Here is a 15,418-nt window from a genome sequence, read left to right as displayed (position 1 = left end):
CCGGGTTTTTATCGAATTTGCGGGCTGTAACGAAGTATTATCGTAAAAAACCCGATTTCTCGGCCGCCATATCTTAAACTATGCAAAATCCTCGCCAAATAGCCTTTCTCGCACTCCGCGAAGTCCACCGTCGCGGTGCATTCGCAGACGCCGCCCTCGATCGCACTTTCCGCAACTCTCAACTCAACGACCTCGATCGCCGTTTAGTCACAGAATTAGTCTATGGTAGCGTCAGGAGAATGCGATCGATCGACTTCATCATCGACAAACTAGCCACCAAAAAAGCCTCCCAACAACCGCCAGATCTACGTACAATCCTACATTTAGGCCTATATCAACTCCAATATCTCAACCACATTCCCCCCTCCGCCGCCGTCAACACCACCGTTCAACTAGCAAAAGAAAACAAATTATCAGGACTCAGCAGTTTTGTCAACGGCTTGCTGCGGCAATATATCCGTTTAACCGAAACCGACTTAAACCCATTAACAGTTACTAACTATAAATCATCAGTCCAACGCCTCGGAATTCTCCACAGCTTCCCCGACTGGCTAGTAGAATTGTGGAACGAACAAATAGGCGAAACTGAAACAGAACAACTCTGCGAATGGTTCAATCAATCTCCCACAATTGACCTGAGAATCAATCCCTTAAAAAGCTCGATCGCCCAAATCGAGACCGCCTTCCAAGCCCAGAACATCTCAACCAGCAGAATCCCCCATTTACCCCAAGCATTAAGACTAAATGGCAGCACCGGCGCAATTCAAAATCTCCCCGGATATAGCGAAGGTTGGTGGACAATTCAAGATAGTAGCGCTCAATTAGTCACCCATTTACTCGATCCGCAACCGGGGGAAACCATCATCGATGCCTGCGCTGCACCGGGAGGGAAAACCACCCACAGCGCTGAATTAATGCAGGATACAGGTACTATTTACGCCTGCGACAAAACCGCTAGCCGACTCAAAAAACTTGCTGAAAATGCCGATCGACTCCAGATGAAATCTATTAAAATTCATACCGGAGACAGCCGCCACTTCCCAGAATTTATCAACCTAGCAGACAGAGTATTATTAGACGCACCTTGTTCCGGCCTCGGAACCCTCCACCGCCGCGCCGACGCCCGCTGGCGACACACTCCCGAAAATATTCAACAACAATCGCAACTGCAATCGGAATTACTAGCAAATGCAGCGACATTTGTCAAGTCCGGCGGCGTCTTAGTTTACGCAACTTGCACGATTCATCCTTTGGAAAATGAACAGGTTGTGCGATCGTTCTTAGATAGCAATCCTGACTGGCAAATCGAACCGCCAACCATTGATTTACCAGTCCAGCCATCACCAGAAGGATGGGTCAAAGTTTGGCCGCACAAGCATCAAATGGATGGCTTTTTTATGGTGCGGCTGAAACGAGATTAAATTGCGATCGGATTGAAGTCCGCAAATACATCTGCGTTAATCCGTGTTAATCTGCCATAATCTGCGGTTAAAAATTCCCAATTCCAATTCTTGCAATCAATCCAATGTACATTTAAATTGTTGGTTGGGTGGGGGCAGGTTTATTTCAATTGTTGGTACTCATTAAGGATTATTGGTGAACCTGCCCCTACACATCGCAATTGCTTGTAATTATTGCTTAATATCTCGGTTCTTGATAACGCTCTGGTTCTTGATAAGCTGGTTCTTGATAAGCCGGCTCTTTGTAAGCTGGTTCTTGGTAAGCTGGTTCTTGGTAAGCTGGTTCTTGATAAGCTGGTTCGCGATGCTTCGGTTCGGGATTGGGATTGTAAGGGACGATCGCACCATCGTCATTCATAATCATCCCTCGAATAATCTCCTTCGGTTCGACGGGTTTCGCCTTAATACTGCCTTTGCGGCCCTCCAACTTAGGCAACTTGGGAAACTCCTGCACCGGCATTCCCTTCACAGCTTTACTCATAAAATCGCGCCAATTGTAAGCAGCAGTACCGCTAGTTCCCCCCGTCGGATAATTGTCATCATTCCCTAACCAAACCCCAGTTACTACCTGCGGAATGTAACCGATAAACCACAAATCCCGCACCTTTTCCGAAGTGCCAGTTTTACCAGCCACAGCCCGATCGCCCAAAGAAGCAGGCCCGCCCGTACCACCAGTCACCACACCCTCCAACATCCAAGTAGTAATTGCCGCACTATCCTTATCCAAAACCCGCTTCGGTTTAAAATCAGCCTTATAAATCACATCTCCCCGCTGATCGATCACCTTAGTAATTCCGTGGGCTTCAATAAAATTACCTTCCGACGCTAAAGTACCGTAAGCATTAGTTAATTCCAGCAAATTAACCTCAGACGAGCCCAAAGCTAGGGAATAAATCGGACTTAATTTAGACTTAATTCCCATATCGTGGGCTAATTTAATCGCCGGTTCAAACCCGACATCCATCAACACTCTGACAGCTACGACATTTACCGAACTCGTCAAAGCATCAGAGATCGATCGCCAACCGCTAAACTTTTTCCCGTAATTATTCGGTTGATAGCCGTCGATAATAATTGGCGCATCTTCATAGCTGTCGTAAGGCGAAAAACCCGCCCCCATAGCCGCCGCATAAACCAACCCCTTAAAAGTCGATCCGGGCTGCCGCAAAGCCTGCGTAGCCCGATTAAACTGACTGTCTTTAAAACTTCCGCCACCTACCAGGGCCTTAACTTCCCCAGTTTTAGCTTCTATTGAAACCAAAGCCGCCTGTTCAAAACCCTGACGGCGGCCATCAACATCGATCGCATCTTTAATAACTTGTTCCGCTATTTTCTGCCACTTCAAATCCACCGTCGTCTCGACAGTCAAGCCGCCCGATTCCAAAGCATCCTTAGAAACATAGCGCGGCAATTCCTTGCGAATGTAACTAGCAAAATAAGGCGCGACTACTTTAAATCGCTTCGGTTGACTTTGTTTCACTTTTATCGGTTCCGCCTGGGCTTCCTTCGCCTGAGCCTCTGTAATTACCTTCGCTTCCTGCATTTGTTGCAGCACAATATTGCGACGTTGCTTAGCAATATCCGGATTAACTAAAGGCGAATATTCGCTCGGGGCAGGCGGCAAACCCGCCAAAGTTGCCATCTCTGCCAAAGTTAATTTATCGACGGGTTTGCTAAAGAAAACCCAAGCCGCATCCGCCACTCCGTAAGCATCTGAACCCAAATAAACCAGATTTAAATATCTTTCTAAGACTTGTTCTTTAGTCAACTCCCGCTCTATTTTTTGAGCTAAAAGAGCTTCCCGAACCTTCCGCTTAAGGCTTCTTTCCTGATTGAGAAAAACCACGCGGGCCAATTGTTGGGTAATTGTACTGCCGCCCTGCACCAAATCTCTGGCTATCACATTAGAAGCGATCGATCGCACAATACCTTGATAATCCACCCCGCGATGTTCGTAAAAACGGCGGTCTTCTATCGCAATAAAAGCTTTAGTCAACAGTTCGGGAATTTCCTTAAGTTTCAGCTTATCTCTAGTTGCCGGCCCCGACTGCAACAAAATCGTATTGTCAGCCGCCTTAATTGTCAGCGTCCCGTCGCGGTTAAAAGCCGACAAATCGTTAACATCCGGCAAACCTTTGTCTAAGGTGTATAAAATCCACAAACCGTAGATTAAAGCGCCACTTCCTATACTGAGAACACCTAAACCTATCCAAAATTTAGGGCGCCTGGAGAGCCGTTTTTTAGTATTTTTCTGCGGTGCGCTATCTTCCGGCGGTACAATACTTTCCTGTAGTTCGGTATTTATTTGCAGTTCGGTATTTAGCGGTGCGCTATTTTCCTGTACTTCGGTATTTATTTGCAGTTTGGTGTTCGGCGGTGCAATACTTTCCTGTAGTTCGGTATTTATTTGCAGTTCGGTATTCGGCGGTGCGCTATTTTCCTGTAGTTCGGTATTTATTTGCAGTTCGGTATTTGGCGGTGCGCTATTTTCCGGCAACTCGCTACTATGAGATTGTTCTGGTAATTTATTTCCCAGCAAACTCAAGCCCGGCCCCAACAATCTCTTGCCTTTTTCTTGCAAGCTGCTAACTTGAGGTTCAATTTCCAACCAAACGATTAAGCGCCTCAATCCTTCCCAATCGCGCTTGACTATGGGAAATTCATCCTGTTCTGAGTAGGAATATTCTGATGCTAATTCTGACTCTTCTGGAGGTTCAGCATCTTCTGATATCACATACTCCGATCGCTCACCAGTTATCCGCCCCGACAATTCAGGCGGGGATTGCGATGAGTTTAGCCCGGTGCTATTGGCAGCATTTGGCGATTCTAGATCGGAATTATCGCCTACTCCCTTAGTGACTTTACTCAATTTATCCTTGATATTTGAGAAAAATTCTGACACGTTCAGACCTTCAAACCTCATCAATTTAAATTAAAAATTAAAAATTAAAAAGGCTAACCCCCTTCAATTTTTAATTTTTAATTTGACATTTTTTCTTCAAGAAAACTGTGCATAATCTTGAGTTGTTTATTTTTGGTTAAAAATATTTAACTCAAAATTGCCAACTCAAAATTTTTCTCAACCAGCATGGCCCAGTGCCAAACCCGCTACCAGCATACCCAGTACCAGGAAAGGCTGAGCACTTGCCTGATATTTAACATCATTTTCCAGGGGATTACGCAAAAAGTACATATCCTGAAAAGTGATTTGGGGAACGATCAACAGCAGGAGAATGACAGCGTAAAGGTTTTGGTGAATGCCGATCAGGTAGCCTGCAATGCCTGCTTGAAATATGTCGATCATCAACACGCAAATCCAGGCTGCGGTGCCGATGCCAAACATCACTGGCAAAGATTTTAACCCTAATTGGCGATCGCCCTCGACACTTTTGAAATCATTTACGATCGCAATTCCCAGTCCTGCCAAACTGTAAAACAGCGTCAAAACCATAATGGTGGGATCTAGTGTACCAAACAAAGCTTGACCTGCCCACCAAGGCAGAGCAATGTAGCTAGCACCTAGGGCATAATTTCCCAACCAGCCATTCTGCTTGAGTTTCAGCGGTGGTGCAGAGTAGATGTAAGCCAAAAATGCACCGCCGAGAGTCAAAACAGTCATGATGGGGAATTCATGACCCGCCCACAAGTCTAGAGCATAGGCTACCGCAATGCCTGCGGCTAATAATACCAAAATTTGGGTAACTACTTGGGGAATCGAGATGATACCGGAGGGAATCGGGCGGTAGGGTTCGTTAATGGCGTCGATGTCGCGATCGTAAAAATCGTTCAAAGTTTGAGTGTAGCCAGCCAGCAAAGGCCCTGACATCAACATACAAGCGGAGGCGATCGCAAAATTCTCTAAATTCCAAACATAGTTTCCCGAAGAAGCCGCCCCGCACACCACGCCCCACATCAGGGGAATCCAGGTAATCGGTTTCATCAGTTGCAAGCGAATCTTCCAGATGGAAGTTTCCCCGCTAGCAGCCCCTTTCATACCCAACATTTGCCGAGTTTTGGCACTGCGGCTGTCTGCTTGAGGACTGTCTGCTGCGGTTTCTGGGGGAGTTTGGGATGGAGGAGAGTCAGACATAAGTGTGATTTTAGGGGTAATCTGCTGTTGTGTCGTTTTGCATTTTAATAATTCTGTAGAATAGCACCAATATTCCAAGCATTGTCTAGTCCACAATTTTTTAGATCCCTGACTTGGGAGAAGTTGTCGGAAATCTGGGTATTATATTTTTTGATATGGGATTAATTACGATCTGGCGATCGGATTTTCAGACGATGCTACTTTGAGATTATTTCATCGGGCAAAAAGTTGGAATCTAGAACCTCAGTAGAAGTATAAACGGACAATTGCGGAAACGTCTCTATCGACAACCCAGTTTCAGCACTTGCTTGTTCTACTGCATCCGCATAACATTCAGCTAACACCTCTTCCAGATATGGTCTTAGACTGGGGGAATCTTTCACAGCTTTGCGAATACGTCTACGGTGTTCAGCAATGCTAGCTTTCCAACTACCGCTTCTGCGATCGGGTTGAAATTGCCACTTCAGCAAGTGCAGGATAATTACCACAAGATTACTTTCCAAACTCCTGCGTTCACTTCGGCCCATGTCTTCTATTTCTTCAATCAAGTTTTCCCAATCGATATTTGAGTAGTCGCGAGACCGCAACTTTTCCACAGTGGTTTCAATCCATCTGAGGTAATCGGTATCATACAATTTATGTCGGTCAACTTCTAATTTTGTTGTCATAAGCTGTTCCTAATTCAACAATTTGGACACTTTCATTGCTGACGCATGGGGAGCAAGAAACCCGGTTTCTACGAGTTTTGGGTCGAGTCACAAGAAATCTAGTCAGAAACCGGGTTTCTGAGGTCTGCGTGCATCAAACTCTTGTGGGGTGGGCTTCTCGCCCGCCCTCAAAATAAAAATTAAATCCACAACAGCTTAACAACTACCAATTAACAAATCAACAAATATGGCGGTAGGAATCAAAAGGCAGTCCCGTCCGCCGCTTGACATCAACAACTGATTTGTACGCGCCTTTGCTTTGCCTTTCTCTAACTATTTTTTCAGCCACAACCCCATCTAAACCGCTTTCGATCAACTCTGACGGCGAAAGAATGTTTAACCGCTTCCAAGTAAACTGCGATTCTTTTTGATAATTGTAGCTAAAGCAAATCATCGGGGCGATGCGTCTGACGTGACTTTCGGGTACTCCGGCGATTTCCGATAACTCTTCGGCGTGGGTAAAAAGGTAGCCTTCGTTTTGCAAAGATTCAATATCGTTAGCGTAGACGATCGGCAAACCCAAGATTCTGACCATATCATCTTTGGTACACTCGTTAATATCTATTTTGCCGCGCACGTTGGCTAGTTCTTCGGCATTTGTCGCAGTTGCAGGAACCAGCAAGCCTCTGGGTGCGGTTTTGATCAGATAGCGCTTTTTCAAAGCAAAGGCTGTGACAATTTGAGCTATCCAAACGAGGGTGCCGAAATTAGCTGAAGAAGATAGCGCTAGTGCTGCTAAAGTAAAGCAAACACCCCATCCCATCCAACTGCGAATATTTGTTTTTTGCCCTGCATAGACGATCGCCAATCCGCCAAAATACGGAATAAAAGAATACCACACCCAGTTTGGAGTTTGACGCAGCCAGTATAAATCTTGAGACACTTTAGTTCTATCCTCGCTCGACTTTAGATTTCAATACGGTTCACTTAAAAATGTTTCTTCCCCGGAGATCCCCCTAAATCCCCCTTAAGAAGGGGGACGAAAGAGAATATCTTGTCCCCCCCTTTGCAAGGGGGGTTAGGGGGGATCTCCGGGCTTAACTGAAGCGTATTGGTTTATATTTGACTCTTGTGTAAATCCCAGCCTTTTGATAGTGGCTTCCCTTCTTCCTTCTTCCTTCTTCCTTCTTCCTTCTTAACTACAATTCCCGCAGCAGTTTTTGGCGTTTTTCTTCATATTCTTCGGCGGTAATTGCGCCCATATCGTAAAGTCCTTTCAATTCTGCGATCGCCCCTGTGACATCTTTTGCCCCTCTGAGGGCATACCCAGACGGCAACATTCCGCCATTGTACTGTGCATTAAAAGCTGGTTCCGACATCAGCAGCAGCCCAATGAAATCGAAAAATGCGATCAGTGAGGGAATTAATGTCCACGAAAAGAGCAAATAGAATACTCCTGCTACATTGTTGCCCAAATAAAATTTGTGGCCTCCGAAACCTCCGATAAAGAAAGCTAACACAACTGCTACGGTTTTATCTTTTACCATTTTTCCCTTTCCCCAGTTTTTTATTTTAACGAACGCGATAGACAACGAATGCGATCGAGGCAAGCAATATTACTAATTCTAATTTTTACTCATTTATTTGGGTTTTTGCGAAACTTGGACATCGCAAAATACAGCAGAACTATACCGGCTTGAGCCTGTAGAATGACTGAGTAGCCTCTCAAGAAATAATTGAGTTCGCTACCGGAATTGACAGAAAATATTAAAATGCCTAGGGCTGCGTAGGGTGCGAAACGCATCCAACTTGGCGTTCTCTCTAACTTGTGGCTGTTGAAATTGCTCATTGGTTTGAAACCTCATCCTTACTTAAATTTAACATAAAAATTAGCAGAATGGTCACGCTCGGTTGGGTGCGATCGCCCGGGCTAACCTGACATCGATCGACCTACAAGATATTACTTCAATGTTAAAGCAAGTTTTTCCGTTAAAGTCAGCGACCGGGCGATCGCCAAATTCCACCTCAGCAGACAATGCCGATAGATGTCACAAAAGCCCGGTTTATTCACAATTATTAACAACCGCCCGAATTAACCCGCGCTGCCGCCCAAAAGAAACAGACTCAAGAGAGTTCCGCTATTCCAAAGACTGTGGAGAAGCATGGGGGCGAGGAGATTGCGCGATCGCGTGTACACAAACCCCAACACCGCGCCCAAAGTCGCCAAAGGCAGAATCTCAGAGACACTCAAGTGAGCCACCGCAAACAAAAAAGCCGAAGCTGCGATCGCCCCAGAAACAGGCAAATAGCGAGTCAGAGAAGGCAGTAGAAAGCCCCGAAACACGATTTCCTCAAAAACCGGAGCGGCGATCGCAGCAGTGCCGAAAAACACCGCCAGAGCCACGTTGTCCCTACCTTCAAGGACGATCGGCAAAATCGGATTGCTGCCGCCTTGTCCCTGCCATAATTGTTGATTGATCAGCGACACCACAACCACCAAAGGCAAAGCCACAAAATAGCCGCCAAACCCCCACAAAAACCAATTTCCCCGCCAATCTATCCGAAACCAACCATCAGGTAAAGGTAGAAAAGACTTGACCGAAAAATACAGTACCGAAAGCCCGCCAGCCGACAGCAACAAATAAGTAGCAAAGATATAAAAAGCCTTTTCGCGCCCGTCAAAAGTAGCAGGGTTCAGTTTAAGAACAGCTAGAGAAACTGGCAGCAAAAAATAGGGAATCAAGATTTGCCCGACAAAGAAAAAGCCGACCACCAGCACCTGCCAAACAATCTCGCCATCCCAAGGCACATCCCAAGTCAAGCTGGCATTGCGCGCCAACAGCGGCCCCGAACCTGCCTTATCTAACTGCTGGCGCTGCAACAGCCACTGCACGCTCAAACCAACCAGCAAAACCGTGCCGATACAAAGAGATATAGCCGGAACGCCAACAACAATTGCCAACTTTTCTATAGCTTGCTCAGCCGTTACTTGCTCTGCTGCTTGCAGCGCCACCAGCTCTTTAGAACGTTCTTGCAGCTTGTAAAGTTGTGCTAGAGCGCGATAGCGAAACCACCCATCCAAAGACTTTTGAATGCGCGGCTCAGCATCCGGCAAAAGTTGAGGCGGATTGCTCCAAATTCCCGTTAAAACCTGAGCAGTTACCACGGAAGGATCGGCATCAATTTCAGTTTTGTACCGCGTAACTAAACCCTGCCAAGTTTGGATCGCCTCCTTCGTTTTGCCGCTGCTTGCCTGCAAAACTCCCAATCGCAAGTCAAGTTCGTTTAGCAGCGCTGACTGTTGGCTTGTCAACTCTTGCACAGCCTTTTGTTGTGCCGATTTGAGAGCAGAATTTTCCGACTTTGAGACGAGAGTCGGCGGAATTTGTTTGAATTGTGCTTGAGTTGTTTCGAGAGTTTTTTGAGTCGAATCTCGCGCGTCTTTATACTGCGTTAAAGCCGTATTTAGAGGATCGGAACCGATAATATTGTTGCGCGCCGAACTTAAATTAGCACCCTGATTATTTTCTCCTTGCCACTCCGAGGCGTGCAGCAGCAAATTTGTCTGATAGAGTTCCAGCCGGCTTTGGATTTGGGGTTCACTCCAACTAGCAAGTAAAGATAAACCGACCAGAGCGATCGCGATCGCCGTTAAAATACCTAAAATTATCCGCTTCAGTGTCATTCCTGGTTTTCCGTCCCGCGCAAATCTGTGTCTAACTCTTTCCCATCTTTAATCATAGGTCGTTGCAGCCGAGAGTATCCCGCCACCTGGTAAAATTTCACTGGTTAATCTTTTTGACTCGCCTCGCACCCGAAGACTGGGTAAGGTACGCACCAGCACCCACGGACTCAGTAACAGGCTAAATCTAAAATCTAAAATCTAAAATCTAAAATCGAATGACCCGCATTATCTTAGTCCGTCACGGCAAAAGCACATACAATCAAGAACGTCGCATCCAAGGCCGCCTTGATAAATCAATTTTGACAGAAGCAGGCCGCGCCGGCGCAAAGCAAGTAGGCGACATCCTGAGCAGTATCACCTTTGATGCCGCCTATACAAGTCCCCTGCAACGAGCCAAAGAAACAGCCGAAATCATCCTGTCGCGCTTGACAAATCCGCCACAACTCCAGCCAACTGATAAATTGATGGAAATCGATTTGCCATTGTGGGAAGGAATGCTGCGTCAAGAGGCGATCGACCAATTCCCCGAAGCATATCAGCAATGGCAACAACATCCCGACAAATTTTCCATGAAAATCCCCTCCCCCGAAGGAGAAATCGAACACTTTCCGGTACTAGCCGTTTTTGCTAGCGCCCGCAAGTTTTGGAAAGAACTTTTATCACGCCACACTTCTGGCACAATTCTAGTAGTAGGTCACAACGGAATCAACCGCGCCCTAATCGCCACAGCTTCAGAAATCGCCCCAGATTACTATCAATCAATTCAACAATCAAATTGCGGAATTAGTGTCATCAATTTGGGATCTGCCGATGAACAAACAGAGTCCAACAATAAAATTGCTGTTCAATTAGAATCGCTGAATTTAACCGCCCATACCGGAGAAATCTTCCCCAAACCGAGGGACGGACACAGCGGCCCGCGCTTGTTGCTAGTGCGTCACGGCGAAACAGACTGGAATAGAGCAGGTAAATTTCAAGGACAAATAGACGTACCACTCAACGACAACGGCCGCGAACAAGCTCGACAAGCCGCAGAATTTCTTAAGGATGTAAAATTAGATTTTGCCATCAGCAGTTCCATGCTGCGCCCGAAAGAAACTGCCGAAATTATTCTCAAATATCACGGCGATTTGCAACTCGAACTCCGCGACGAATTGCGCGAAATTAGCCACGGACTTTGGGAAGGAAAATTTGAATCAGAAATAGAAGCATCCTATCCAGGTTTGCTCGAAGAATGGAAAATATCTCCCGAAAAAGTGCAAATGCCAGAAGGAGAAAATTTAGAGCAAGTTTGGACAAGGGCGATCGCAGCGTGGCGAGAAATTGTAAAATCAGTTAGCGGTACAGGAATTGTAGTTGCCCACGATGCCGTCAACAAAGCCCTTCTCTGCCACCTATTCAACTTAGAACCCGAACATTTCTGGAAATTCAAACAAGGAAACGGCGCGGTTAGCGTGATTGATTATCCCCACGGCCCCGATGGTTTGCCCGTATTGCAGGCGATGAATATCACAACTCATTTAAGTGGCGGTGTTTTCGATCAAACAGCAGCCGGAGCACTGTAATTTTTGAGGTGTTAACTTAAGTCTAAAATCCTTGATAAATCTCGCTGTTAGCGTAGTCTCGATCCCCCCTAACCCCCCTTCTTAAGGGGGGGGACAAGAGCCTTATCAAAGTCCTCAGACTATCCGGGGGCTGCAAGAGTGCTTCCGGTTCCCCCCTTCTTAAGGGGGAGTAGGCAGGGTGGTTTTATAGTCATCATAGAAATAGGTACGTAGTTGGGCTTCAGCCCTCTTTAGACGTATTTATAAAGAGGGCCCAAGCCCAACTACGTACCTTGATTAATATGACAGTTGCGTCTAATACGCCACCCGACGTTTGAGCGATGCTTTCAGTAGTTTCAGATTTATTTTTCGGACAATAAAACCGCCCTGCTTCTTAAGAGGGAGTAGGGGGCAAGAATGCGGGGGGATCGAAGGCCTAATTATCAAACAGTAGATTGATAGCACGTTTAAAGCTTAAGTTAACACGAATACCAATACCCTCCCCCACGCTTCGCCGGACAAAAGTCTGAATTTTAATAGCAACCACGAAACATCAATTGCAGAAACCCTTGCCTTTCTTCCCTCTTGCTTCGCGTCCTTAGCGTCTTCGCGGTTCGTTCTTCCCTCTTCCTTCTTCCCTCTTCCCTCTTCCCTCTTCCCTCTTCCTTCTTCCTTCTTCCTTCTTCCCTCTTCCTTCTATATGAATCGCGAACTGCTACAAAACATAAGAGTAATCGATCCAATTTCAAAGATCGATCGCACCGCTGACATTCTAATTACCGAAAATCAGATCGCAGCAATCCAAGAAAACATCACCGAAATTCCCGCCGACACAGAAGTCCGGGATTGCCGAGGCCTAATTTTAGGGCCAGGATTAGCCGATATCTACAGTCATAGCGGAGAACCGGGTTTTGAGGAACGAGAAACCCTAGAATCCTTAATGCAGGCGGCGGCGGCTGGCGGTTTTACCCGCCTAGCAATTTTGCCCGATACATCCCCACCTGTGGACAACTTGGCCGGTTTAGCCTTGTTGCAACAACACATCCGCAATTTATCGCCCTCCCTACCCCGCTTGTATTTTTGGGGCGCGCTGACAGCGGGCGTTAAAGGGCAGCAGATGGCCGAGTTGGGGGAGCTGGCCTCCTCTCCAATAGTAGGGTTTGCGGACGGTTTCCCGCTGTCTAATCCGGCTCTGGTGAGGCGTTTGCTTGAGTATATCCAGCCCTTGCATAAGTCGATCGCCTTGTGGCCGTGCGATCGCACTTTAGCCGGAAATGGCGCCGCGCGGGAAGGTGCAGTCTCCGTGCGCTTGGGTTTACCAGGAATTCCCGCAAGTGCAGAAACATCGGCTTTGGCGGCAATCCTGGAGTTAGTGGCATCTGGGGGAACAAGAGTGCACATCATGCGCGTTTCAACCGCCCGAAGCGTGGAATTGATTCGAGATGCCAAAGCGCGGGATTTACCGGTGACTGCGAGTGTAACTTGGATGCACTTGCTGTTAAATGTCGGCGCAATCTCAGGAAACTCTCAAGATTCCGCTGGCAAAAATGCTCTAACTGCTTCGGTTCCCTACGATCCGAATTTACACCTCGAACCGCCGTTAGGCAATCTGAGCGACCAATTAGCCTTAATTCAAGCTGTGAAAGATGGGGTGATTGATGCGATCGCGATCGACCACAATCCGCGTACTTACGAAGAAAAAACCGTGGCTTTTGCGGATAGTCCCCCAGGGGCGATCGGCTTGGAATTAGCGCTACCTCTGTTATGGCACGGACTCGTAGAAACTGGTGAATTTTCCGCTTTAGAACTGTGGCGAGTGTTGAGTACAGGCCCCGCCGTTTGTCTCGGTCAAACCCCCGCGAAGGTGGCGCTGGGAGCCTCTGCTGAGCTGATTTTGTTCGACCCGCTCATGACTTGGACGGTTGAAGGGCGCAGTCTGAAATCGCGATCGGCAAACACACCTTGGTTGGGACAGCAAATAGCCGGAAAAGTTCTACAAACTTGGGTTTAAGGGCAATACGCTTGGCTTAGGATTTGTCCTTCGAGAGGAACGAAGCAATCGAGCGTATCTGTTTTTCACTCTCATTTTGCCGATCGGACTTTATAATCCCAAGCGTATTGGGATTTAAAGACTAAACTCCGAACGATCAAACCGCATTTGATAGGACTAATAAACAATCAAAAAAAATCCGACTTACCCTCAGTTAATAGTGACTGCATTTCCTGAGAACGTTTCAGGTAATTCTGTGCTACGCGATCGAGCGGATTTTTGCGAACGCACTCAGCAAACAGTTGTGCCGCTTCCTTATGTTTGCTCGCACTATAGTTCCACAAAGCCTCTATAAATATATTAAAAGTTGCTAACTTGCCATCTTTAACTTCCGGCGGATCGGCATCAAATACTTCATGAATCGTCACCAACTCAGATTTGCCTTTAACTCTAACTCGACCAATATTTCTGATTGCATATTTTTGGTATTCACTTACATTTAACTGTAAAAAAGTATTGTTAGTAATTAACATCGATACCCCGTAACTTTTCGTCATCGTTTCCACGCGGGAAGCTAAATTCACCGCATCGCTAATCACCGTACTATCCATCCTCGTTGTTCCCCCAACAGTTCCCAGCATCAGGTTGCCCGTATTGATACCGATCCCAATTTTAATCGGTGCAAAGCCCTCATTAACGCGGTGTTGATTGTAATCGTCGAGACGGTGTAGCATAGAAATTCCAGCATTCACAGCATCGCTGGCACTGTGACCGAACAAAGCCATAATTGCATCGCCAATGTATTTATCAATAAAACCGTTATTTTCAATAATCGTTGGCTCCATGCGGCTCAAATAAGAATTAATAAACTTGAAATTTTCCTGAGGAGTCATTCCCTCAGAAAGAGTCGTAAAATCCCGAATATCAGAAAACAAGACAGACATTTCCTTTTCCACGCTGTCGCCGAGTTTGATATCAACCAAGCTTTCACGGCTTAGTAGCGAGACAAATTCATTCGGCACAAACCGTCTGGCAGCCTTAGTTAATTGTGATTGCAGTTCCAAGGCTATTTCTAACCTCTCATTCACTTTTCGCAGTTCGGCATTTTGTGCTGCTAGTTTTTTATCCTGACTGTAGCTGTGAACGGCTTCTGTCACGGTCAATTTCAAGTCTTCAGTTTGCCAAGGCTTGCCGATATAGCGGTAGAGTTTCGCGTGCTTGATCGCACTTCCCACAGCTTCAATTGTCGCCTGCCCTGTTAGCATCACCTTGAGAGTTTTGGGAGAAATTTCATGAACCCGCCTCAATAATTCATCTCCTTTCATATCAGGCATCACGTAGTCGGAGATAATTAAAGGAATCTCTTCTCCGTCTTCCATAAGTTCGGCAACTAACTCTAGAGCATCCTCACCTCCTTCCGCAATTTCAATCCGGTAAGTATTGCCTAAAGCATCTTTTAATTCAGCTTTGAGGCTTTTCAGAACCGTAGTTTCGTCATCGACGCAAATAATCACTTGTTTGCTCATAGCGATAAAGCCGTTTTAATGGTTTCAATTAACTCTTCTTCCGACCAAGGTTTGTGCAAGCAACGGTGCAAATCAGCTTCGTCAAATGCTCTTTGAACAGCATCTTCATCTGCTTGACCTGTCAGCATCACTTTAACTATATTCGGAAATTTTTGATGAACGCGAATTAGGAATTCATCTCCTTTCATTCCCGGCATCAACCAATCAGAAACAATCAAGATGATCGCTGTATCATCATCATTAAATTCATCTATCAATTCTAAAGCATCGGCGGGATTTTCCGCTAATTCATAAACGTAGGTATTGCCAAAGGCTGATTTGAGTTGAGTTTTGAGACTTTTCAAAACTACTTTTTCGTCGTCAACGCACAGGATAACAGGTTTAGACATACTTTTTTATTCTCAGCCGTTCTTTGTTTGCCATTGAGTGTATCCTCTAGTTTGTTGGGCAGGCACTGTCCCCAAAAAAACGCATAA

12 protein-coding genes are annotated in these 15,418 nt (G+C 46.2%); 3 read left to right on the top strand and 9 right to left on the bottom strand.

Annotated elements, in window-relative coordinates:
- Positions 1-80 precede the first annotated feature (80 nt).
- Positions 81-1,421 (top strand): 16S rRNA (cytosine(967)-C(5))-methyltransferase, encoded by a 1,341-nt coding sequence (locus JGK36_RS08265; protein WP_293190997.1) that lies wholly within the window; start codon positions 81-83, stop codon positions 1,419-1,421.
- A 217-nt stretch (positions 1,422-1,638) separates the two neighbouring features.
- Here the strand turns inward: JGK36_RS08265 and JGK36_RS08260 are convergent, their stop codons facing one another.
- The 7 genes from JGK36_RS08260 to JGK36_RS08230 all read right to left on the bottom strand — a co-directional run bounded on the left by JGK36_RS08260 (position 1,639) and on the right by JGK36_RS08230 (position 9,882).
- Positions 1,639-4,383, bottom strand: a complete 2,745-nt coding sequence (locus JGK36_RS08260) for a transglycosylase domain-containing protein (RefSeq protein ID WP_293196684.1) — start codon at positions 4,381-4,383, stop codon at positions 1,639-1,641.
- A 156-nt stretch (positions 4,384-4,539) separates the two neighbouring features.
- Entirely contained in the window at positions 4,540-5,550 is a 1,011-nt protein-coding gene (gene chlG, locus JGK36_RS08255) for a chlorophyll synthase ChlG (RefSeq protein ID WP_293146994.1), read from the bottom strand.
- 197 nt (positions 5,551-5,747) lie between these two features.
- Positions 5,748-6,218: a DUF29 domain-containing protein gene (locus JGK36_RS08250; protein WP_293178081.1), complete on the bottom strand. Its 471-nt coding sequence runs from the start codon at positions 6,216-6,218 to the stop codon at positions 5,748-5,750.
- A 217-nt stretch (positions 6,219-6,435) separates the two neighbouring features.
- The gene (locus JGK36_RS08245) at positions 6,436-7,140 is read right to left on the bottom strand and encodes a helix-hairpin-helix domain-containing protein (protein WP_293178078.1); all 705 of its coding nucleotides are present in this window, start codon (positions 7,138-7,140) and stop codon (positions 6,436-6,438) included.
- 256 nt (positions 7,141-7,396) lie between these two features.
- Positions 7,397-7,744 (bottom strand): NINE protein, encoded by a 348-nt coding sequence (locus tag JGK36_RS08240; protein ID WP_293178075.1) that lies wholly within the window; start codon positions 7,742-7,744, stop codon positions 7,397-7,399.
- Positions 7,745-7,833: 89 nt separating this feature from the next.
- Positions 7,834-8,046, bottom strand: a complete 213-nt coding sequence (locus JGK36_RS08235; RefSeq protein ID WP_293178072.1) for a hypothetical protein — start codon at positions 8,044-8,046, stop codon at positions 7,834-7,836.
- A gap of 243 nt (positions 8,047-8,289) precedes the next feature.
- Complete coding sequence (locus JGK36_RS08230) at positions 8,290-9,882, bottom strand: type II CAAX endopeptidase family protein (protein ID WP_293178069.1); 1,593 nt, start codon at positions 9,880-9,882, stop codon at positions 8,290-8,292.
- A 215-nt stretch (positions 9,883-10,097) separates the two neighbouring features.
- Here JGK36_RS08230 and JGK36_RS08225 point away from each other — a divergent pair, with 215 nt between their 5' ends.
- Together JGK36_RS08225 and JGK36_RS08220 are read left to right on the top strand one after the other, a co-directional pair.
- On the top strand, positions 10,098-11,447 hold the full coding sequence (locus JGK36_RS08225) for a histidine phosphatase family protein (RefSeq protein ID WP_293178066.1): 1,350 nt from the start codon (positions 10,098-10,100) through the stop codon (positions 11,445-11,447).
- A 679-nt stretch (positions 11,448-12,126) separates the two neighbouring features.
- The gene (locus JGK36_RS08220; protein WP_293196683.1) at positions 12,127-13,437 is read left to right on the top strand and encodes a dihydroorotase; all 1,311 of its coding nucleotides are present in this window, start codon (positions 12,127-12,129) and stop codon (positions 13,435-13,437) included.
- Between the two features lie 167 nt (positions 13,438-13,604).
- Here the strand turns inward: JGK36_RS08220 and JGK36_RS08215 are convergent, their stop codons facing one another.
- Together JGK36_RS08215 and JGK36_RS08210 are read right to left on the bottom strand one after the other, a co-directional pair.
- Positions 13,605-14,942 carry an adenylate/guanylate cyclase domain-containing protein gene (locus tag JGK36_RS08215; protein WP_293178061.1) on the bottom strand — a complete coding sequence of 446 codons (1,338 nt, stop codon included), beginning with the start codon at positions 14,940-14,942 and terminating at the stop codon, positions 13,605-13,607.
- Positions 14,939-15,331 (bottom strand): response regulator, encoded by a 393-nt coding sequence (locus JGK36_RS08210; RefSeq protein WP_293178059.1) that lies wholly within the window; start codon positions 15,329-15,331, stop codon positions 14,939-14,941. The genes JGK36_RS08215 and JGK36_RS08210 overlap by 4 nt, the downstream gene beginning before the upstream one ends.
- Between the last annotated feature and the right edge of the window lie 87 nt (positions 15,332-15,418).

This window comes from Microcoleus sp. PH2017_35_SFW_U_B, from assembly GCF_020737865.1.
Lineage (GTDB): Bacteria > Cyanobacteriota > Cyanobacteriia > Cyanobacteriales > Microcoleaceae > Microcoleus.
The sequence above is the reverse complement of the archived record's forward strand: the minus strand, read 5'-3'. Positions and strand labels throughout refer to the sequence as shown.

Bases quoted from the DNA above. Each gene is read 5' to 3' on its own strand.
- JGK36_RS08230 (WP_293178069.1), bottom strand. From the start codon at position 9,882: ATGACACTGAAGCGGATAATTTTAGGTATTTTAACGGCGATCGCGATC.
- chlG (WP_293146994.1), bottom strand. From the start codon at position 5,550: ATGTCTGACTCTCCTCCATCCCAAACTCCCCCAGAAACCGCAGCAGAC.
- JGK36_RS08235 (WP_293178072.1), bottom strand. From the start codon at position 8,046: ATGAGCAATTTCAACAGCCACAAGTTAGAGAGAACGCCAAGTTGGATG.
- JGK36_RS08220 (WP_293196683.1), top strand. From the start codon at position 12,127: ATGAATCGCGAACTGCTACAAAACATAAGAGTAATCGATCCAATTTCA.
- JGK36_RS08210 (WP_293178059.1), bottom strand. From the start codon at position 15,331: ATGTCTAAACCTGTTATCCTGTGCGTTGACGACGAAAAAGTAGTTTTG.
- JGK36_RS08225 (WP_293178066.1), top strand. From the start codon at position 10,098: ATGACCCGCATTATCTTAGTCCGTCACGGCAAAAGCACATACAATCAA.
- JGK36_RS08250 (WP_293178081.1), bottom strand. From the start codon at position 6,218: ATGACAACAAAATTAGAAGTTGACCGACATAAATTGTATGATACCGAT.
- JGK36_RS08265 (WP_293190997.1), top strand. From the start codon at position 81: ATGCAAAATCCTCGCCAAATAGCCTTTCTCGCACTCCGCGAAGTCCAC.
- JGK36_RS08260 (WP_293196684.1), bottom strand. From the start codon at position 4,383: ATGAGGTTTGAAGGTCTGAACGTGTCAGAATTTTTCTCAAATATCAAG.
- JGK36_RS08215 (WP_293178061.1), bottom strand. From the start codon at position 14,942: ATGAGCAAACAAGTGATTATTTGCGTCGATGACGAAACTACGGTTCTG.
- JGK36_RS08240 (WP_293178075.1), bottom strand. From the start codon at position 7,744: ATGGTAAAAGATAAAACCGTAGCAGTTGTGTTAGCTTTCTTTATCGGA.